Annotated in this window: 19 protein-coding genes; 5 read left to right on the top strand and 14 right to left on the bottom strand. The window is 49.4% G+C overall.

Features of this window, described 5'->3' with window-relative positions; translation table 11 throughout:
- Positions 1–16: 16 nt before the first annotated feature.
- A complete protein-coding gene (locus METMI_RS0111980; protein ID WP_269634488.1) occupies positions 17–307 on the bottom strand; it encodes an HU family DNA-binding protein in 291 nt (96 codons plus the stop codon).
- A 192-nt stretch (positions 308–499) separates the two neighbouring features.
- On the opposite strand from METMI_RS0111980, the gene METMI_RS0111985 reads away from it, so the two are divergent.
- Entirely contained in the window at positions 500–697 is a 198-nt protein-coding gene (locus METMI_RS0111985) for a hypothetical protein (protein ID WP_019866535.1), read from the top strand.
- A gap of 107 nt (positions 698–804) precedes the next feature.
- Here the strand turns inward: METMI_RS0111985 and mcrC are convergent, their stop codons facing one another.
- The 13 genes from mcrC to METMI_RS0112050 form a co-directional block, all read right to left on the bottom strand.
- Positions 805–1,944 (bottom strand): 5-methylcytosine-specific restriction endonuclease system specificity protein McrC, encoded by a 1,140-nt coding sequence (mcrC, locus tag METMI_RS0111990; protein ID WP_029151656.1) that lies wholly within the window; start codon positions 1,942–1,944, stop codon positions 805–807.
- A 20-nt stretch (positions 1,945–1,964) separates the two neighbouring features.
- Complete coding sequence (locus METMI_RS0111995; protein ID WP_019866537.1) at positions 1,965–3,413, bottom strand: McrB family protein; 1,449 nt, start codon at positions 3,411–3,413, stop codon at positions 1,965–1,967.
- 42 nt (positions 3,414–3,455) lie between these two features.
- Entirely contained in the window at positions 3,456–4,310 is an 855-nt protein-coding gene (locus tag METMI_RS0112000) for an HNH endonuclease family protein (RefSeq protein ID WP_019866538.1), read from the bottom strand.
- Positions 4,307–5,926, bottom strand: a complete 1,620-nt coding sequence (locus METMI_RS0112005) for an AAA family ATPase (RefSeq protein ID WP_019866539.1) — start codon at positions 5,924–5,926, stop codon at positions 4,307–4,309. The genes METMI_RS0112000 and METMI_RS0112005 overlap by 4 nt, the downstream gene beginning before the upstream one ends.
- Positions 5,927–5,939: 13 nt before the next feature.
- Positions 5,940–6,131, bottom strand: coding sequence for a hypothetical protein (locus tag METMI_RS0112010; protein ID WP_019866540.1), 192 nt, complete (start codon positions 6,129–6,131; stop codon positions 5,940–5,942).
- Complete coding sequence (locus tag METMI_RS0112015; protein WP_019866541.1) at positions 6,128–6,700, bottom strand: zeta toxin family protein; 573 nt, start codon at positions 6,698–6,700, stop codon at positions 6,128–6,130. Before METMI_RS0112015 ends, METMI_RS0112010 begins: the two co-directional genes overlap by 4 nt.
- Positions 6,700–8,682: a restriction endonuclease subunit S gene (locus tag METMI_RS0112020; RefSeq protein ID WP_019866542.1), complete on the bottom strand. Its 1,983-nt coding sequence runs from the start codon at positions 8,680–8,682 to the stop codon at positions 6,700–6,702. Before METMI_RS0112020 ends, METMI_RS0112015 begins: the two co-directional genes overlap by 1 nt.
- Positions 8,682–9,737 carry a PDDEXK nuclease domain-containing protein gene (locus METMI_RS0112025; protein WP_019866543.1) on the bottom strand — a complete coding sequence of 352 codons (1,056 nt, stop codon included), beginning with the start codon at positions 9,735–9,737 and terminating at the stop codon, positions 8,682–8,684. The genes METMI_RS0112020 and METMI_RS0112025 overlap by 1 nt, the downstream gene beginning before the upstream one ends.
- Entirely contained in the window at positions 9,734–11,488 is a 1,755-nt protein-coding gene (locus METMI_RS0112030; protein WP_019866544.1) for a class I SAM-dependent DNA methyltransferase, read from the bottom strand. Before METMI_RS0112030 ends, METMI_RS0112025 begins: the two co-directional genes overlap by 4 nt.
- Before the next feature lie 48 nt (positions 11,489–11,536).
- Entirely contained in the window at positions 11,537–13,954 is a 2,418-nt protein-coding gene (hsdR, locus tag METMI_RS0112035; RefSeq protein WP_019866545.1) for an EcoAI/FtnUII family type I restriction enzme subunit R, read from the bottom strand.
- A 73-nt stretch (positions 13,955–14,027) separates the two neighbouring features.
- Positions 14,028–14,291 carry a UPF0175 family protein gene (locus METMI_RS0112040; protein WP_019866546.1) on the bottom strand — a complete coding sequence of 88 codons (264 nt, stop codon included), beginning with the start codon at positions 14,289–14,291 and terminating at the stop codon, positions 14,028–14,030.
- Between the two features lie 320 nt (positions 14,292–14,611).
- Positions 14,612–15,268, bottom strand: a complete 657-nt coding sequence (locus tag METMI_RS0112045; RefSeq protein WP_019866547.1) for a hypothetical protein — start codon at positions 15,266–15,268, stop codon at positions 14,612–14,614.
- A gap of 210 nt (positions 15,269–15,478) precedes the next feature.
- A complete protein-coding gene (locus METMI_RS0112050; protein ID WP_198007915.1) occupies positions 15,479–15,670 on the bottom strand; it encodes a hypothetical protein in 192 nt (63 codons plus the stop codon).
- A gap of 34 nt (positions 15,671–15,704) precedes the next feature.
- On the opposite strand from METMI_RS0112050, the gene bet reads away from it, so the two are divergent.
- From bet to METMI_RS0112070, 4 genes are all read left to right on the top strand, one after another.
- Positions 15,705–16,757, top strand: a complete 1,053-nt coding sequence (bet, locus tag METMI_RS0112055) for a phage recombination protein Bet (RefSeq protein ID WP_019866549.1) — start codon at positions 15,705–15,707, stop codon at positions 16,755–16,757.
- Positions 16,758–16,879: 122 nt separating this feature from the next.
- Entirely contained in the window at positions 16,880–17,212 is a 333-nt protein-coding gene (locus METMI_RS0112060; protein WP_019866550.1) for a hypothetical protein, read from the top strand.
- Positions 17,212–18,117 carry a YqaJ viral recombinase family nuclease gene (locus METMI_RS0112065; RefSeq protein ID WP_019866551.1) on the top strand — a complete coding sequence of 302 codons (906 nt, stop codon included), beginning with the start codon at positions 17,212–17,214 and terminating at the stop codon, positions 18,115–18,117. The genes METMI_RS0112060 and METMI_RS0112065 overlap by 1 nt, the downstream gene beginning before the upstream one ends.
- Positions 18,114–20,243 (top strand): P-loop NTPase family protein, encoded by a 2,130-nt coding sequence (locus tag METMI_RS0112070; RefSeq protein WP_019866552.1) that lies wholly within the window; start codon positions 18,114–18,116, stop codon positions 20,241–20,243. The genes METMI_RS0112065 and METMI_RS0112070 overlap by 4 nt, the downstream gene beginning before the upstream one ends.
- The last annotated feature ends 14 nt before the right edge of the window (positions 20,244–20,257 follow it).

Genomic DNA, 20,257 nt, shown 5'->3' on the forward strand with positions numbered 1-20,257 from the left:
ACGGCCCCGAAAACCATCAAGAATTAACGGTATCTTTTAAATTTTTACCCGCTTTAAAAGACGGTACTTTCGCTGCGGCAATCGTGATCGCCGCTCCGCTTTGTGGGTTACGGCCTTGACGCTCCGCCCTTTCCTTGACTTCAAAGGTACCAAAGCCTACCAAGGTAATGGAGTCCCCGGCTTTTAAAGTGGTTTCTATAGTTTTCGTCAAACCTTCCAAAGCACGTCCGGCGTCGGCTTTGGTCAGATTGGCATGTTGGGCAATGGCGTCGATGAGTTCGGATTTGTTCATGGGTGTATCCTGAATTGTTGTGGAATAAGTGGTGAGCCAGTATTTATAGCTTAATTTCCCCAAAGGCCAATAAAAAAATCTCCATATCAGCCTAATTCAGGCAAATCTTCAGAGCAGCAGCCAGAAATTGATATAAAGTCATAAATTTAAGTTAATATTTATGCTTAGTGGTAAGTTGACGCATCAATTTTCTCAGGAGATAAAACCATGTATGCCCATAGAACCATTCAGCATCTTAACGGCCTGCACGTTCAACTGGAACTTCCTTCCGAATTTGCGGATTGCCAGGAAGCCGAAATCATCGTGTTACCGATAATGTCCACCCAAAACAGCCCCGAAACCTGGGCGGCTCGCGTGTTAGCCGTCGCGGGGTCGCTCAGTGACGATTTTCCAGACGATATCTGATTTAGGTCAAGACGTACCCAGAGCTTCGTTAGAATGAGCCGTTATTTATTGGGCACCAATATCTCTGGTCAAGGTCAAAGTTAGTTTTCCTGACAGTTTTTACTCTGTCAATTTGTATCAAAAGGGAAAGTGTCTGTTATCCCAGCGTCTTTAAAGCGCTTTGGCAATTTCAGCAATTGCGATCTTATATCGGCTGCTGATGCAGTCAAATCTACAGTAGCAAAACATATACGATGTCCCTGAATCATAACCGTTTCATCTACCATTTTTCCAACTGAGGGATGTAGGAGCAAGCCGCTAGCATTATCGTCCAGAGAATCACCGCTGCCAACTTGTGATCGAAGGTAGGCGTAAATCTGATAAATGTACCCACTGCGCAATGTTTCTTCCCGATACTGTCCTCTGGTTACAATAGATGTGAACTTGGTATCTATAACAATCCTCTGTCCTGATGGAACATGATCAAGAACTACATCAGTACGCATCGTTGGTAGAATCTTGTCAATACCCGAAGTCTTCTGCTCGATTTGCCAGCTTATCGTTTTACCACTCTGCACACGCCATCCTTCAGGACTCAGCACCACTTTGTAAAATCCGCCAACAGCTTTTTCGAAAAGTCGACGCACCCACATCACCTCTCGATCCGGTAATGAAAGCACATTTGTTCCTGTCGCTTCGGTAGGCAACGATAGGTCAAAAGCCAGCTTGGCAGCAGCAACCATGAATTGGTCGTCTGTATCGTGGCGACCAAACCTGTCTGAACTCATCTCGGTACGCGTGGGTGGTTTACCTGATACGCCCATCGCTTTCATGCCATTAGCCAGAGATCGGCAGCGATGGGCAATTTTGGGTCGTTTTACAACTTTGGCGATTTTTTCCAGAGCAGACCGAACAAAACGGTTGCGGGGTGTATCAATCGTCAATTCATCGAATCGACAAGCGACAAGTCCATGCGCTAGCAACTGGCGGCGCTCAGTAGTCAATATATCGATTTTCCCACGAATTCGGTTGAGCACGGCATCACGGGATCGGTACCCAAAACTAAGTTGACGATGTTGCCGAGTTTCCACAGCATGAGCGAGAATTTCAGCAACAAGATCGGGAAGATCATCAGGGCTGTCTTCCAAACCAATATTACCGATGTTACGAGTACTAAAAAGATCCGACGCGTAAAGCATCATAAGCCAAAGATTGCGCACTGGAATACGTCCGATGTATCCCTCTGTATCCAACTCTGGTTTATTCATTTGTTCTGATGCCAACACTGTCACCAATTTTCCAACAACAATTCACACGCCTTTTTCGCATCATTGGGTGCATCAAACCAGTATTCGTCAAGTAAAGGGCCTATTTCGGTTTCCACCACCTGCTTAAACCACTTTTTAGTGTCTCGCTCTTGTTTTTCATCGGAAGGCGTCACATAACTGTGGCCGACCTGAAATTGTTTGCCCAAGCGGGGATCAGCAATAATCTGCTTATTCAACTCGTTGATCCTACGTTCAATGTCGACTACCAAGGTCGAATCGATGTTGCACTTATTGACCACCCAATCTTGCCAGGTTTTACCCAATTTGGGTTCCAGTCCGACAAATGCGAATCGACGGCGTAGCGCCAGATCAACCAAGGCCAATGATCGATCAGCGATGTTCATTGTCCCGATCACATAAAGATTCTCTGGCACATGAACCCGCCGCTCGCCATTTTCATCTGGGTAGCAAAGCTCCAGAGCTTCATTGGGATTGCGTTTACCAGACTCCAATAAAGTAAGAAGTTCACCGAAAATCTGCGCCGGGTTACCCCTGTTAATCTCCTCAATCACCACGACGAACTTTGACGATGGATTCTTCAATGCCGCTTTAATGGCTTCCATAAAAACGCCATCAGCCAACGATAATTTGCCCTCGCCTGTGGGACGCCAACCCCTTACGAAGTCTTCATAGGATAAGTTCGGGTGAAACTGCACAGCACGGATTTTGCTCTCATCCTTCTGCCCAATCAATGCAAAGGCCAGACGTTTTGCCAACCATGTTTTACCGGTTCCAGGCGGGCCTTGAAGGATTAGATTCTTTTTGTCACTCAGACGGTCAAGCAGACGACTGATTTCTTCAGGCTTAAGAAAGCAGCCGTCTTTCAGAATATCCTCAACGGTATATACCTCGTTTGAGAGACTGTTATCATTTTTAACTTCTTGGTTTTCGTCAGCATCTTCAGGCACGCTACTAATTTCTGTTGGCGAACTGATTTTTTTCTGCCAATTAGGCTCATTACAGAAGCGATTTATGTCTTGAACCTGGTTGTCGAAAGCGAAGGCAATCAAACTATCCGCCTTCCATTCTCCAGGAAGTACACGCCAGATTGTTGGCTGGTAGGTATAAAAGTACCATTCGCGAATAGGCTCCACTTTCGTCCAGTTGACTCGTACTCGTTTGCCATCGTTCAGATTCTCTATGATTGTCCCAATAGCCTTGATAGCCATCACCGATACAGTGTGTTCTTTGTTGTCGAACGGTAAACCATGTTTGCGCGTGTAGGCTGCTTTAATTGCGATACGCTCGCCTGGTCGCATCGATCGCACCACATCAAGGTACTGATCATCGTAACCATTCTCCCAAATACCTTCATCGAGGAAACGCTGCGTCTGATCCTCAGTACCTCCATAACTGGCACCAACAAACCAGTAGGACGGTGTTGCGGTAGTATTTGTATCTTCATTCATAATGCAGTTCTCAAATAGGTAAGGGATAATTGACTCTTAGATTCAAGCGACCAACCTCGCTAGTTGGGGATCGTTCCGAAACAGCACGCACCATTTTGCGACGGCAGAAAGCTCGGCATCGTGGCGGGTCATGGATTTAATTTCCTGCAAGCAGTCGCACACCTTTTGTTTTGCTGCCGGATTAACGCCATTACATCGTGCTTTTGCAGTTTTGTACTGTTCAATGGTTCTGGACATCTTTTGCCAAACCTTTTTGCGTTCTTCGGTTAATGCCAGATGTTCGTTGAGCTTTAAACGCTTGATCGTTTCATCAACCCGGCTTCCATCCCACGCCGATACGCCCGGCGCAGCAATTGCTTTGCCTTCCTCGTCAAAAGCTAGCAGATTAACATCGTCAATGTCGATAGGGTCAAGCAAATAATGGCTTTCAGATTCTTCGCAACGCAAGTCGTAGGTTGAATGCTGAGAACCTGTATTTAACGGAAACCAACCGCCTTTCTTGCGATTGCCGACATTGCCGCAGGCGCGGAAATTCATATAATCAAAAGCCAGCCACCAATAGCCATCGCGAACAGTTCCATCAAAAGCCTTCGCCTCTTTTTTCGGGCGAAAATGTTCAACATCTAGGTGTGAGTAAATATCCCTAGCTTCAGAAAACCAGCATTTCCCAGCCGAAAGTGCCAAAAGCCAAGGTTTAAGTTTTCCCCAATGGGCACTATTGGCGTCAATCAGGGCATTGCGCGTAAGAATATCGCCCGTTTTTTGTAAGCGCACCAGCTCAGTCGATAGTCTTTCCGACTCGGTAAGCCATGCTTGCCATGTTGCATCAGGCCACGCCGACCATTTCGGAATATCAGTGTCGGTGGGGCGGCGATTTTCCAGATCAATCCAAATCATTCGCCACCGCCTTTACGAAGCAACTCGTTGATGATTTCATCGGCAATCTCATCCTGTGCCTGCTGTTCTTCTGGCGACAAAACCTGTTTGTGAAAACGGGTGTGCAATGCCATTTTGCGCACAAACATCGCGTAATACGGGTCTTTAAAATCAGAATTAGAAAAACCCAAGTCGGCGAGTTCTTCGCTCAAGCGAGTCATTTCAGCGTCTTCGTCTGGGCTGCGCAGTTTATCCAGCGCATACAAATAGTTACGGCGGTGCAATCGGCGTTCGGTTTCGGTATCTAAGGTAGAAGCCAGCCCAAACAAGTCGCTTTTGAGTAAGCCGGTCAAGCCCATGCCTTGCGGGTTTACGTCAGGAATATCCACCACCGACCTGTTCCCCTGCTTGCGCAAAATCCGCACTTGCTCACGTTTAAGGCTGCCCACCATGATCGGATCATGCGTGGTGACAATAATTTGCGATTCGCCTTGCAGCGTCGCGCCTTCGCGGGGTTCAATCATCCGGTTGATGTCGTCGAAATAGCGCAGCTTCCAGATGGGGTTCAAATGCGTGTCGGGTTCGTCGAGCAGGAACAAACAATGGTCTTCGTGGGTGATGCGCATCAAACCCAGCACGGTGAGCATTTGCAGTTCGCCTTCGGAAAGCTGGGTAAAGCTCACGTTGCCTGCGTTTTCTTCGCGTTTTTTAATGGTGATGCGGACTTCTTCCAGCAAATCGCCGATGTAAGCGCCTTCGGCATAACGGAAGAAGCGATCCGGCGTGCCGACTAACGCGCCGAGTTCATTTAGCTTCTGACGGTTAGGCACAAACAGGTACAGCCGTTTTTGCTTCTCAGGCCGCCGCCGGAAATCGATTTGCACATCCTTGGTTTCTTCAATCGGTGCCCAAGCGACTTGCCACAGCTTATCCAGCAAATCCGTTACCACCGTGCCACGTGCATACCAAAAACGTGGATCGCCTTCGAGAATGTCTTTTTCCTTTAAGTCGCGTAGCGTGTGCGGTTGCTTGAGGATAAACAGCGCCGACTCCAACGCCTGAATATCCAGATTTTCCAGCAATTGGGCGAAGACGGGATCATCCGACAGCAAACAAGCCAGCAACACCAATTGGCTGTGACCGCCACGGCAATAAAACAAACGCCGCACCAAATCATCGCCATCGCGTTTGAGCAAATTTTTAAAGCGCTCCTGGTGCGCCTGAAACAAGGCTTCAAGCCGCTCGTTCTTGCCAGAATAATAAGCGAACACATGCGACGGCAGATATTCTTTGGCATGTTCGCTCAGATGGCTTTGCGATGATGGCTTGCCGTTAATTGTCACGACAGGGCGATTGCCCAATGCGCGGTCGGCTTTGAGCGTGATGGCATGTCCGCGAACCTGGTAATCCAGTTCATAATCGAAGCCGGCATCATGATTCAAGTCTACATCGCGGAAAATGGTAATGATGGCTTCAATCAGATTCGACTTACCCGTGCCGTTCTGACCGATTACAGCATGGCTTCGGATAGGCTGGTTAGGCTTATCGCCAGCCGACGGCTCAAAAAACTCGCTGAAGCTAAGCTCAATATCCTTCAGATTTTTAAACGCCTCGATTTTGATCCGTTGCAAAAACATCGTTTTACTTACCTTAACAGTCTGGATTGGGTTTGCACTCGGCGGGCGCATCTTCGCCAACCAAGACGGGTTTATTGCCGTCCCACAGAACCGCGTAATGGCCTAATCGGCGTTTACGGTCTAAGGTCTTAGCCACGGCATGGCGCAAGCTATCCAGCATGGCTTGGGTATCGGCATCGGGTGTCGGGGTGATGGAAGGTGTCATGATCGTGCGGCCTGTTGCAATTGTTCAAAAAGTTCGGTTTGAAATACTGTCTGCTGTGTTTGGATTTGTTGAAACACCAGTTCGGGTTGTTCGCCACTGTTTATAAAGCAACGCGTCTGATCGACTAACGGGGCAAACAGATGGAATAGATTATGTAGACTACGCGGGAAACGGCGAATAATATCCTCCGAGGGTATGTCATGACCACCATGAGCGACCCGTTCGGCAACACGCAAGCGCGAAATTTCGGCACTGGGCAATGCCAAATAGATCAATTCCACCCGCCAGCCATCCGCCTGTAAGCGGTGAACCAACTTAAGATAACTGCGTCCGGCGAGCGTGGTTTCAAAAGCAAAATCCTGTTTGGCGGATAGACAATCCTCAATTTCCTGCAAGAACAAACGGCTGGCTGCCAGTAATTGTTGTTCCGGTGCCAATGGCGAAAGTCCGGCGGCGATGAGGTCGGCGTTGATGAAGCGCCGACAGCGCGACACTGTTGGTAGATATTCCAAAGCAAACGTGGTCTTGCCCGCGCCATTTGGGCCGGCGATGATCCAGCAAGTCGGCATTAGCCCGCCTCCGTTTCCCGCATTTCCGCGATTGCAGGCTCTGCAATCCAGCCCTTGCCGACTTCCTGTTTGAGCTGGGCGTAGAAAGCGTCAATTTCACCGCCGTAGCGTTGCCATAAATCACCAGCGGACATTTCACCCTGATGCCGCGCCAAGATAGCCGCCAGCGGCGCTTGCTCTTTGTTGTTGGGGCTGTTGGCTAGGCGCAGCTTGGCGATCAGTTCGGTTTTTGGGGGTTTCAATGCTTCTTCCTCTTCTTCGTTACGAATGCCGGTGATGGCCTCTACACCCGCTTTGGCAAGGTTGCTTGCCAAAGTTAGTTTTTTTTCTAGCTGCATAGCCAACTGATCACAGCGTTCGAATAACTGATCAATGAGCTCTACAATGCGGTCTTGCTCGGACTTCGGCGGAACCGGTACTAACAAGTCCTCAACTCCGCCGACTCGTAGATGTTTCACTGTCATTCCAATAGCTCCTTCGACCATGCGTAATTGGAAGCTTGGGCTTTGAATAGCATAGAGAAGAAACTGATTGTTGAAGTATTCCGGGAATAGGCGAACCAACATTGTTCTTTGCCCAAGACAAACTTTATCTCCTTCAGGAACGATTGCCGCTTCACCCATCGGTGCTTCCCTTGTGAAGAAAACATCGCCAGACTTTGGAGGCATTCGTCGAGACCAGAATGCATAAGTTTCTTCAGAAATTTTCCTGGTGTTTTTCAAATCCATACGTCCGTTACGAATATCGGTTGTACGAATCAGGTGAATTCCGTTGCTTACATAAGGCGCTGTCTTATTGTGGCAATCCACCACTGCTTGCGCGATTTGAAGAAAAGAGCCCCACGTCCAATGCTCCGGCAATGTTGATTCTGGAAGATTTAGCTTCTGCGTCCGAATCTTTTTTAGCATGGTCTGAGTTTCTTTTTGTTCTTGCCCTTCCACTTTTTTCGACCATGCAATACGTGCTGACAATATTGTTTCCAGCAGGGCTTTACCTGTAGTCGAAGCTTTATCCTGTGGTTTCAAAAGCTGTCCAGACATTGCTAAATCTAAGATGGCTCCTTTATAGGAAGTAATGCTCTCTGGACTATCCAACAATTCAGTTGCTTCGCGTTGTACTCTAAGCCAAGCATCTGAAAGCTCTTTAGGTGACTGCGCTTCGGACAGTGAGCGAAATACAGTGGTTCGGGTAAGTGAACGCAGTGTTTGTTGATCCTTCTGTTGCGCTTCCATCTGGTCGCACAAGGCCATCAGTTCATCGACTTTGGCGACGATGCGTGGAATCTCTTCTTCCGGTGGCAGTGCCACCAAAATATTCGATATAGAATCTTGGTTAAGCGTATTGCCCTTGATGGCAGCTTTATTGCCAGCATTGAGATCAAAGCCATTGAGACACTTAAAAAAATAATCTTTTAAAATCGTAGCAAATGGGTAAATGGCGATGATTGCCTCATTGTGGTAGGCATCTACTCCCAAGACTGAAAGTTTGCCAATCGAAAGTTTGAAACTCATGAGAAGAGTCCCCGCTTCAACAGGGGCGCTCTTAAAAACCTCGTCCCTTGCTACTTGCGAAATAGACTCACTGGAATGGTGAATCACTGCCCCATGAACGAGGTCTGCAATTGAAAACCACGGATAATTTCCCGTGTTCCAGTACTTACCTTCTTTGCGAGATGGGGTGCGCCCCGCAGAGAAAGAGCAAAGTTCAGCCAACCTCACCCATTTCCAACTTGAAGGAATCTGCCACGGAGGATTAATTACGTCTTCGAGCAATTTCTTATTTTTTTTGAAAGCGCCAAGTTGAATTTGCTTAGCGCGTTCTCGTTCAACTTTTTCAATGAAACTGTTTGACGATTCTCCTAACTGTTGAGGAACAAGTTTCCCAGAAACAGCTAGATTTAATATCAAAGCCCGAAGTTGAGAAACGCCCCCCGGCGCATTCGCAATATGCCCAAACTCAGCCAAAAACCGCTGCGCATCCATCAATCTTCCTCCACTTGCCTATCGCCCAACCGCTGCCGAGAGTTACGAATGGCCTCATGCAGTTTTTGTTGCAATACGGCCTTGGGCGGCAGTTCGGTCAGGTATTCGGCGACATGGATGCTGGTCTGATCCAGTTCCAGTAATTCGATTTGTTCCTGTTTTTTGCCGCTGCACAGAATAATACCCAGCGGCGAGGCTTCGCCGGGTTCTTGTTCGTATTTGGCTAACCAGCGCAGGTAAAGCTCCATTTGGCCTTTGTCGGCGGCTTTGAAGTCGCCCAGTTTCAGGTCGATAGCCACCAGCCGTTTCAAGCGGCGGTTGTAAAATAACAGGTCGATATAAAAATCGTCGTTGTCGATTTGCAAGCGTTTTTGTCGGGCGACAAAGCTAAAGCCCGCACCCAATTCCAGCAGGAAGTTTTCCAGTTCCCGCAGAATGGCGTCTTCCAGGTCTTTTTCCAGATAGCGGTCATTGAGCTGTAGAAAGTCCAGCACATAGGGGTCTTTGAGTACAAGATTGGGCGTAACTTCGCCCGTTTCGCGCAATGCCGCCAGTTCGGCAGTCAATACCTCATCGGGTTTGCGCGACAGTGCGGTGCGTTCAAACAGCATGGAATCCAATCGCCCTTGCAGGGTGCGGGTGCTCCAACGTTCGGCCTGGCACATTTCAATATAGAATTCGCGTTTCAGTGGATCGTTGATATAAATCAGGCTACGCAAGTGAGTCCAGCTTAATTGTCTACTCAGTGCGTAGACAATCTCTTCGACCGGAAAGACATCGGCAAAACGCAACATGTGGCGCAGGTTTTTGTTGGAAAAACCGCGCCCATAGTCGCGTTCCAGTTGCTTGGACAGGCTGGCAATGATTTGCTCGCCGTATTCTGCACGCTCGCCTTTGAGCACTTCGCTTTGGATGCGCCGACCGATATGCCAGTAAAGTACGGTCAACGCGCTATTGACAACGGTGGCAAGTTGCGCACGGCTTTGGCTGATGAGCTGACGAATATCGCTTAGCAGGGCTTGCGCGGCGGCAGGGTCGGTAGCGATGGGTTTCATGCTTCAGCCTCCGTGCTAAAGTGATGCGCCAATGCCGCCGCCAGCTCGCCCTTCAACTGGTTTTGCGTGTCTTCAATTTGCCCCAGCAATTCTTTGTATTTTTGCAGCAGCACATCGGGGTCGTGGATTTCGTCCGCCGCTGCATTGGGGTTTTTGATGTCGAGGTTGTAGATAGGCCAGTACAGGCGGTCGCCCGCGGTTTGCGCATCGCGGGCGGCTAAGCGCAGGGTGTCCGCTTGTTCGCGTAGCACTAGGATTTGCTCGTCCACTTGTTTGCGTTGAACGGCATCGGTGACTCCGGTGAGGGAGCTTTTTAAGTCTTTGCTCTGGTTGTCCAGTGCGGCGGCTTGGTTGTTCAGTTGCTCGGCTTTGTCCCAATGCGGTTTGGCGGCGGCTTCGGCTTCGAGTTTTTTGGTTTTGAAGTCAATTTTCCAGGCGTTTTCGCTCTCCACGCGTTCGGCAAAGCCGTTTTCTTCGTTGCCCCACCAATCCTGTTCGGCTTTAAATTCGCGGTAGTCTATCGGCTTGGTTTTGGAGTAACTTTTGTAGCCTGCCGGATAAGGGTGTTCGTAAAACCAGATGGTTTCGGTCGGTTTGCCTTTGGTAAAAAACAGCAAGTTAGTTTTGATGGTGGTGTACGGCGCGAAAACGCCTTTGGGCAAGCGGATGACGGTGTGCAAATTGCACTCGCGCAGCAACAGTTCTTTCAGTTTGCCTTTGATACCGTCGCCAAACATCGTGCCGTCCGGCAATACCACCGCACCGCGTCCGCCATCGTCTTTGAGCAATTTTTTGATAATCAGCGCCATGAACATGTCGGCGGTTTCGCGAGTTTTCAGGTCGCTGGGGTAGTCGATGCCGACACCATCATCTTCGTAGCCGCCAAACGGCGGATTGGTAATCAGGCAAGCGACTTTCTCATCGGCTCGCCAATCGTTCCACGGGCGGCCCAGCGTATTACTGTGGTCAATCTGGCTAGGCACGTCGATGCCGTGCAGCAGCATATTGGTGGTGCAGAGTAAATGCGGCAGTTGCTTTTTCTCGATGCCGTGGATCAGTTGTTCAATCGCGCGTTTATCGTCGGCGCTGGATTTGTCGCTGAGTTGATGGCGGAAGTGGTCGATGGCTGCCGTTAAAAAACCACCAGTGCCACAGGCCGGATCCATGACGGTTTCGCGTTTGGCTAGATTCGGGTTGATACGCTCGACCATGAATTGGGTGATGGCGCGGGGCGTATAAAACTCGCCCGCATTGCCCGCACCGCGCAAGTCGTTCAGCAATTGTTCGTAAACATCGCCGAGATGGGCGCGGGTTTTGAAATCGTGGAAGTTAATCGCGTCTTCCAGTTTTTCGATCACCGCCAGCATCAGCGAACCGTTTTTCATGTAGTTGTTGGAGTCTTCGAAGACCTGCTTGATAACTTTTTGGGTAGGGCTGTCCGACGCGTCGATGTCTTTTAATGCTGGAAAGAGTTCGTTATTGATGAACGGGGTCAGCTCGCTGCCTTGGATTTGCGGTTTTTTCTTGCCTTCGCTGTCAGCTTTGTAGGCCGCCCAGTTGCGCCAACGGAACCGTTCCGGGATCGGTGATTGATAGGCTGAGTTATCATCCTCCCATTCCTCTTCGCGCTGGTCGAAGACTTTGAGGAACAACATCCAGGTCAACTGACCGATGCGCTGGGCGTCGCCATCGACACCATCGTCTTTACGCATGATGTCCTGGATGGATTTTATGGTACTGCTGATATTCATGTTTTCCGTTCTTTTGTTTTATAGCGGGATGGGTTTAAGTTTTGCGGCTCAGGCCGATTTTTGTTGCAAGGTTTCGTCGTAGAGGGCTTGCTCCAGCTCGTGTATGGCCTGTGCGTAGTTCTCGGTGCTACCGAAAATGCCGCGCCGGATTTGGGTTTTGGTGCCGATTTGGTCGAAGGGCGGTAACTCCAGCACTTTGCTGTCTTCGATGTCCTGCACACCGTGATCGGCGAATTTATCGAGCAGGGCTTCCAATACCATTCGCGCCTGCTCGCCGTATTTGCCGAATATATCGCGCTTTTTGACTTGGTTGGCGCGTTCGCGGCGCGTCAGCGGTTTTTGGTTAAAGGCGACATGAGCGACCAGGTCGAACATATCCAACTCAGCACCGTTAGCAACGGCTTGCTGCAAAACTTCCAGCGGTATGCCCTGATCTTTGAGTTCGTCTAGTATGGCTTGCTTGCGTTCGGACTCCGACCAGCGCCGCAAGAAATCGGTGAGCGAACCGAATTGGGCTTGCAGCGATTTTTTGATGTCGTCTTTCAGTAAGACGCGGTAGTCTTCGGTGATAAGTTTTCCGTCTGCATCCAGGTATTGCGAACGCTCGACGGCGACACGCACATCGACATCGTCCAACACATATTTGGTGCGGCCTTCGCCGACGCCAGCAGTTCCCTCGCTACCTACGTCGTAAGTACCTTCATCCGGTGGAGGCGTGGGATTGCCTGTGGTTGTGGGTTGATCGTCAGGTGGAACCACAGGCTCATCCGGTTTGGGTTCGTAGATAATCACCGGCTCGCCGTCGAAATCAGGGTCTGCGAACAAACGCGTCGCGCCTTTGAAATCCATGATGGTGAAGTAGAGTTTTTGATAATCCTCGCGCAAACGGGTGCCGCGACCGATGATCTGTTTGAATTCGGTCATCGAGTTGATGTTTTGATCCAGCACGATGAGCTTGCAGGTTTTGGCATCGACGCCTGTGGTCAGCAGCTTGGAGGTGGTGGCTATGACGGGGTAGGGCTCATCGTTGTCGATAAAATAGGAAAGCTGGGCTTTGCCTTCGTTATCGTCGCCCGTGATACGCATGACATAGCGGCGATTACTTGCGGCGGCGGGGATGAGCCGGACCAATTCCTGGCGCATACGCTCGGCATGATCCTGGTCGTCGCAAAACACGATGGTCTTCGCCATCGGGTCGGTGTTTTTCAGGTATTCCCAGACCCTGCTTGCTACCAGTTTGGTGCGTTTTTCCAGGACAAGGTTGCGGTCAAAATTCTTGGTGTTGTAGTGGCGTTGTTCGACAGCTTGCCCGTGCTTGTCGATTTTACCTATTTCAGGCGTGTAGCCTAGCGCGTCGGCATCGGTGACGATACGGATAACTTTGTAGGGCGCGAGAAATCCATCTTCGATACCTTGTTTGAGGGAATAGGTATAAACCGGATCGCCAAAGTAGGTGATGTTGCTGACTTCTTTGGTTTCTTTTGGGGTTGCAGTTAAACCCAAGTGCGTGGCTGAGCTGAAATAATCGAGGACTTCGCGCCATGCCGAATCATCGGCGGCACTGCCACGGTGGCATTCATCAACGACCACCAGATCAAAAAAATCAGCGGGAAACTGGCGGTAAATCTGCTGCCATTCTTCCTTGCCCGTGACTGCCTGATAAAGCGCAAGATAGACTTCGTAATTCTTTTTAACTTCCCGGTTGGTGATCTTGTGCATGACCTCGCCAAAAGGGGCAAAGTCTTGTTGCATGGTTTGGTCAACCAGGATATTACGGTCGGCGAGAAACAGCGTGCGCTTTTTGGCTTTGGCTTTCCACAAACGCCAGATAATCTGGAAAGCGGTGTAGGTTTTACCAGTGCCGGTCGCCATGACCAAAAGTACCCGTTGTTGGTTTTTGGCGATAGCCTCAATGGCACGGTTGATCGCGACCCGTTGGTAGTAGCGCGGCGCACGACCGCTTCCGTCGCTGTAGTAAGGTTGCTCGACTAGCTTAACGGCGTTAGGATCGGTGAGGTCTTTCCATTTCTGGTAAATTGCCCACAGTGTCGCCTGACTGGGGAATTCGCTGAGCGATAGTTCACGTTCTACAGGTTGCGATAAACCCGTGCGGTCATGCAGTAAAAACCCGTCGCCGTTACTGCTGATGGCAAAAGGCGCATCCAGCAGTTCGGCATAAGCCAAGGCTTGCTGCATGCCATGTCCCACCGAAAATTTGTTCTGTTTGGCTTCGACGATAGCGATGGGAATACTGGAGCAGGCGTAAAGGACATAATCGGCGCGCTTGGGGCCGCCTTTGACATCCGGGTTTTTGATACGGGCAGCCAGATTGCCGCGCACCATGACGCGACCATCCGTGAGCCTTACTTCTTCACGAAAATCCTGTTGCTGCCAACCGGCCTGTTGGATAGCCGGGGTGATGAATTTTGTGCAAATGTCGCGTTCACTGAGGATTCGTTTGTCCACACAATTCCCTAACCTAATAAATATCGAAAGGTAATCATTGCTTCTCTGTTAGGCCAATGTCCTTGATGACTTTTTAGAATTTGCATTGCAGGTCTACCCACTTTTCTACAGTATCCATGTCCTCTAAAACACCTTCATCAGCCATGATAAAGCCTTGGTTAAAATGTTCTGTTAGTCGCGTTTTAAAACTATCAAAGTCCAGACCTGCCATATGCGCAGCACTGGCAAAGCTTATTTTTCTGGCGTGATACAGACTTGCTGCTAGAAAAAATTCCGCCGCATGGCTACCCAGTGCCTGTAGTATGTCATCAAATTCAGGCGGGAATTGTATGTACATCTTTTCCTTATGTTTGGCCGATCAATTATGGACTCGGTAACTGGCGTTTAGATAAACCTGTGGGGAAAAGCCGCTTTGGAAATGGCTCATCCTGAAGCTTGCTTGTCCATTATTGTAGGAAGCAAGGCATTCGTCCAAATCTTTTTATAACTTGGATAATTCTTGATGATGGTATGACGCCTGAAAATTTAGCAAAACGCTTGCAAAATTGTGTTACCGAAAGGTGGCGGATAATCCTGGATTAGCGTTTTCATCTTGTTAATAGGGTTAGCCGCTAAAATTATTGGTATTTTAGTATGGTGGACAACCCCTTCATCCTATCAGTTTTCAATCTCCGCTTCATCAGGCTCGCTCCCGTTGTCATTTTCCGATGGATCTTCTGGCTCAGCCATCAACCCCGATTCCTCCCTAGCCATTCGCACTTCCTCCCCACGTCCCTGCGCATAAGCCGCCTGATGTGCCCGTTGCTCTATCGTCACAATACGCCGTGCCAGCCGATGTAACCGCTGTTGCCACTGGTATCTTGCGGTTGAACATTGCTTGCTGGTTAAAATCTGGCACAGCCAAAGGGTGTCCATGGCAATCATCAACAGATCCAGTAATTTGATCAGTTCGACAAACTGGGCAATTTGCGGTGAGGTGATTTTGGCTTTGAAATCCGTTGGGTTGGTATATTTCGGCGATTCGGCAATGCCGTTATCGGCGCATAGTTTATCGAGCCGGGCTTTTTCCTGTTGAAGCTGTAAGGCACAGTCGCCGATCATTTTACTGACCACCGCTTCGATGTCGTCAATCGCCTGCTCTTGTCCGACGATCCGCAAGATGACATCAATCGCATAGAGCGAGCGGATCAGACGGCCATAGCTGCGGCGGATCACCCGGATCGCCTGTTCGCTGTGGATCTTGATGCTGCGTTCAAAAACCGGGCGGCTGATCGCCGGGCGGATGGTTTTTTCGGGTGCTGTATTGTCTGCCATGCGTGTTCCTTGGGAGGTTGGTGGTTCACACCCGATGGTAAGTGGCATTTTTCTTATCCGAGTTGCAAAAGATGGGTGATGGGGCGGTTTTTTGTAGCGGTTGATCGCGTGTTTTCCGCTTCAATGTCCAGCGATTGCGCTGAAATCTAAATTTTTAATCAGCAACCTTTTTCAGTGATCTGTTTAACTTATCTCTGAGCTCCCAACACTTCATGCCGCCTTTCGGGACGGCTTGATCCGGCGTTGGTCGGCGTTCCGCTTGCAGGCGGCGTGGATGGTTTCCATCGACGTGTCGGGTGCGTTAAGCCCGATGATCTGAAGGCATACCAAGCCTTGATTAACCCGCCGCGCAGCCAGTGCTGTTGCGGTTTTACCCACTGGGGACGCTCCCCATTGGGGCATGGCGTCCTCTGATTTATTGATAAGGAGAAACGCCATGAGCCATACAGCCAAAAACAACTCCCCAAACACCCGTAACCTGCCGATGCCGGTTGACGCCCATCAGGTTTACGGCTTGTCGGAGCAATCCTGGAAAGTCCTGACCGACGTCACGTTCCCCACCGCCAAAACCCCGGAAGCCATCCTGATGGCGCTGGATTACTGCAAAGCCCGCAAACTGGATATTTTCAAAAAGCCCGTGCATGTGGTGCCGATGTGGAATGCCAGCTTGGGGCGCAGTGTCGAAACGGTCTGGCCATCCATTATGGAAATCCAGACCACCGCATCCCGGACGGGACTGTGGGCGGGCATGGACCGGCCAGTCTGGGGGCCTGATATTACCCGAACGTTCACCGGCAAATTCAAGGACGACAATGACATCTGGCAGGAAAGCACCGTCACGGTGACCTTTCCTGAATGGGTGGCGGTGACGGTCTACCGTCTGGTCGGTGGCTGCCGTTGTGCCTTCACTGAAGAAGTGTACTGGCTGGAAGCCTACAGCACGATGGGCGGCAAATACTCCCAGCTGCCGACTGCCATGTGGATCAAACGCCCCAAAGGCCAATTGGGCAAATGCGGCAAAGCGGCATCGCTACGGGCGGCCTTTCCGGAAGAATGCGGATATGCCGCCGAGGAGATGGACGGTAAAAGCTTGGACGATATGACCGAAGCCACCGTGATCAATGGCAGTACCAGCCGCATCGATGATGCCCCAGGTGCTGGTAATAATGCCGCCAGCCTTGCGGAAGCACCAGTCGTGATTGACTTGACCATGATCAGCGTAAAAGTCCAGAAAGCCGTCAAGGAACTGGTCAGGCGCACGGTCGAAGCCCAAGCCTGGAAAGCCGCTTACGACTATGCCAACCACAAATTTAGCGGGCTGGATTTGACCTATGCCATCACTGAATTGGACAAAGCTTCGGAAGCGGCCAAAGCCTCGTTGGCCAATACCCTGGGCAACCAGACCATCGACTACGCGTCAATGCCGCCAGTGGCCACACCCGCGTCGGAAGCCTTGCATAAAGCCCGTGAGATGTTGGTTACTCCGTAGTTAATCCATTACCCATTCCGTTCTTACGGCTGGCAGCCGCCATTCACCATTATCAACCCCACCAGGGCGTCATGAAGCGCCCTAGGGGTCATTCTTGACGCCCTTTAATAAAAGGAGAGGTCATGAATGCCATTGATCAATCATTGAACCGGATACCCTGCCATACCGATTGGCACCGCTACGATTCACCCACCGTGATTCGCCGGCATGGCCGCAGTTTTCTGGAACGTTCCTGGAAACCGGCCTGGGCAACCAAAAACCCGGTCAACTTATCCCTAACCGAACTTCACACCTTGGTTGACAGTTATGGCGGCCACTGTGTGGCAACCGTCGACTATCAACTGCTACTGTTTGATGACCATCATCGTGCCAGACGTTGTGACAGCCAATTGATCAAGCTGGGACTGTCGACACAGCGTTGGGGCTGCCACATCCAACTGTTTGGGGTGGCGTGATGAAAGTCGTCAACGTTTCGCAGCGGTCACCGGAATGGCGGCACTGGCGGGAACAAGGGGTCAGCGCTAGTGAGGCGGCGGTCATTATGAACCGCTCCCCGCATAAGACCCCGTGGCGGTTATGGGCCGAGAAAACCGGATGGGTGCTGGAGCAAACCCTGGACAACAACCCCTTGGTGCGCATTGGTATTGAGGAGGAAGCCAAAGCCTTGCAATGCTTTGAAGACAAACACGAGGTTCTGTTGCTGCCGCTCTGTGGCGAGTCTGAGCGTTATCCCTTGATGCGGGCTTCGTTTGACGGTTTGTCGGACAGCAACGAACCCGTGGAGGTGAAATGCCCGCATGAAACCACCTTCCTGGAGGTGCTGTTACACCGCGAGCAATCGCCTGTGTACCAACTGCACTGGTGCCAAGTGCAACAGCAACTGTTGGTCGCTGACGCCGGGCGGGGCTTTTTGTATTTTTATCACCAAGGCCAAGACCTGGAGTTTGTGGTTGAGCGGGATGAAGCCTTTCTCATGCAACTGATCGATACCGCCATGGATTTCTGGTCGGCCATCAAAACCGGCAAAGAGCCGCCCAAAGACCCCGGACGCGATTTGTATCTGCCCGAGGGTGCTGCCGAACAGCAATGGCAAGCCTTGGCGGCAAGCTATCGCCAAAATGCGGCGAAGATGGACAGCATAAAAACCGAGCTTAAAGCCCTGGAAGTACAGCAAGCCAGCATCGAACACACCTTGGTGGGTTTGATGGGCGATTACCTGGCCGCCGAACATTCCGGTGTGCGGGTCAGCCGTTTCCTGGTGCAAGGCAGTGTCGTCGTTATTCTAGCCAAACAGGAACGATCATTTAATTTGCTACTATATAAAGCCTTCGTCCTTAAAAATAACAAAATCATCCTATGAATAACTCAGGCGCAAAAGCTGCATTAAAAGGCTACCGGTTCCAAACGTTATACACTTTAGTTGAAATCCTTGAATCCAATGACAGTGATAACGTATTTCAACCTGAAGGAGAAGAAGACTTAGCAATTCAAAGAAGTGGCGAATTAACTCGTGTAATTCAAGTAAAAGCCAGAAATGAAAAGTTGACGTTATCCAGTTTTAGCCCCGAAAAGAAAGATTCATTTTTCCACAGGGTATCCGATTTACTAAGCACACATCCTGGTTTATCCATTGAAGTTGTCAGCTTTGGGGAAATCGGCACTGAAATAGAAAAAGCGTGGTCAGGAGATGAGAAGAACCGTTATTCAATCACTGAAAAACTTAAAAAGCATGGTATTGATAAAGAAAGAATTGAAAGTTTATTTGAGAAAATACAATGGCTTGTTGTATCGGAACAGGATTTGCAAAGCAGGCTGCAAAACCATTTAACTAAAACAATGACCGCTGGCGACCCTAGCAGTGCTTTTTCTTTATTATTGGCTTGGCTTTATTATGCGGCTGAACATCAAGAAAAAATCACCAAACAGGATTTAATCAATAAGATTTATGCCGTTGGTAAATATCTATCAGAAAGAGCCGCGCACCATCAGGAATGGTTCAAATCAATAAAGCCTTTAATTGAAGAAGATCAAACCTATCAACAAGAGCATCTTGCAAGCGAATTTTATAAGGGTGTTTCCTCCCGTTTTAGCCACATTCAAGCGGGCTTGGATATATCCCGTTCAGAACAAATCGGCAAGATTGAGCAGGCATTCCTAAACGGGAACCGAACGGTCATTGTGCATGGTGCTTCGGGGCAAGGTAAAACAACGCTGGTCTATCGTTACTTGCATGATTTTGTTCCCGAAGAGTGGCGTTTTCAAATCAGTTTTATCGACAGCCGAAGCCATGCCGAAAGTATTGCTTCGGCGATAGCTGATCATTTGTCAGTTTTTAAAGCCGACTTGTACCTTTATATCGATGTGTCGCCGCGAGATTTGGATTGGACAGCCCTGGTCAAAACGTTATTGGATAAACCGAACATCAAAATTCTTGTCACGATCCGGGAGGAAGACCTGGCTCGGCAAAATATGCCAAATGTTGAGTTGGGCTTTCCTTTGGGTGTGCCGTTGCATTTCAATCAATCAGAAGCAGAAAAAATCTACCAAAACCTGCTGGATAAAAAAGTGGCTAATTCATACCCATCTTTTAGTGATGCTTGGCATCGGTTTGGCGGCAATGGGGCGTTACTCGAATACGTTTACTTTCTTACCCAAACTGAGTCGCTCAAAGACCGATTGGGATTTCAGGTCAATCGCCTACGAGAAGAAACAAGACAATCAACATTAGAAGCCGCCACTTTAAAAGCGTTGTTTTACTGCGCGGTAGCAACCGCGTATGAATCTCGTATACAACTGCTTGAATTGGTTAAGATTATCAATTTATCCGATCCAACAGGTACGTTCGGGTTGTTTGAAGAGGAATATTTAATTCGCTGCTCGGACGACAAAAGATACATTGAGCCATTGCACCCCTTACGCTCAAAATTGCTGGTCGAGGTTATGAGCGATCCCGCGTTCAACCCGTGGATAAACGCTGCAACAGCGGTGCTTCCCTGCATAATGGAAGCAGATTTGGAAAGTTTTTTGTTGTACGCCTTTGTTGAGCATCCACGGGAATATCCCGCCATTTACCAAAAGCTTGCAGGGCTAACACTTCATAGCTGGCAAGGTTATGCAGGCGTATGTAAGGCTTTAATCTGGTATGGCATTTACGCTTATGTCGAAACCAATAAAGATGTAATCGAGCAAGCCCGTTTGATGGCAGGCAATAGCGGCTGGAAATTTCTGCTAAGACCTGATCTCACGAATGTGTTGGATGAAGACCCTACCGAATCCATCTTAGAAATGTTGGGTAAAAATAATCCAGAAAAACTGGCTGAGACCAAGCGTCTTAGAAATCAAGTATCGTCACCAGACATTATTTATCAAGGTTTGAAAACGTGGCTAAATAACAAGTCATTTGACCTAGCTAAGCCAGAAAATGAAACCGATTGGCTTGGTTTGAGTGAAATCCTATTTTGGCTTGGGTGGTTAAAAATTAAGTAATTTGACATAAGTTT

The sequence above is a fragment of the Methylovulum miyakonense HT12 genome (genome assembly GCF_000384075.1).
Taxonomy (GTDB): domain Bacteria; phylum Pseudomonadota; class Gammaproteobacteria; order Methylococcales; family Methylomonadaceae; genus Methylovulum; species Methylovulum miyakonense.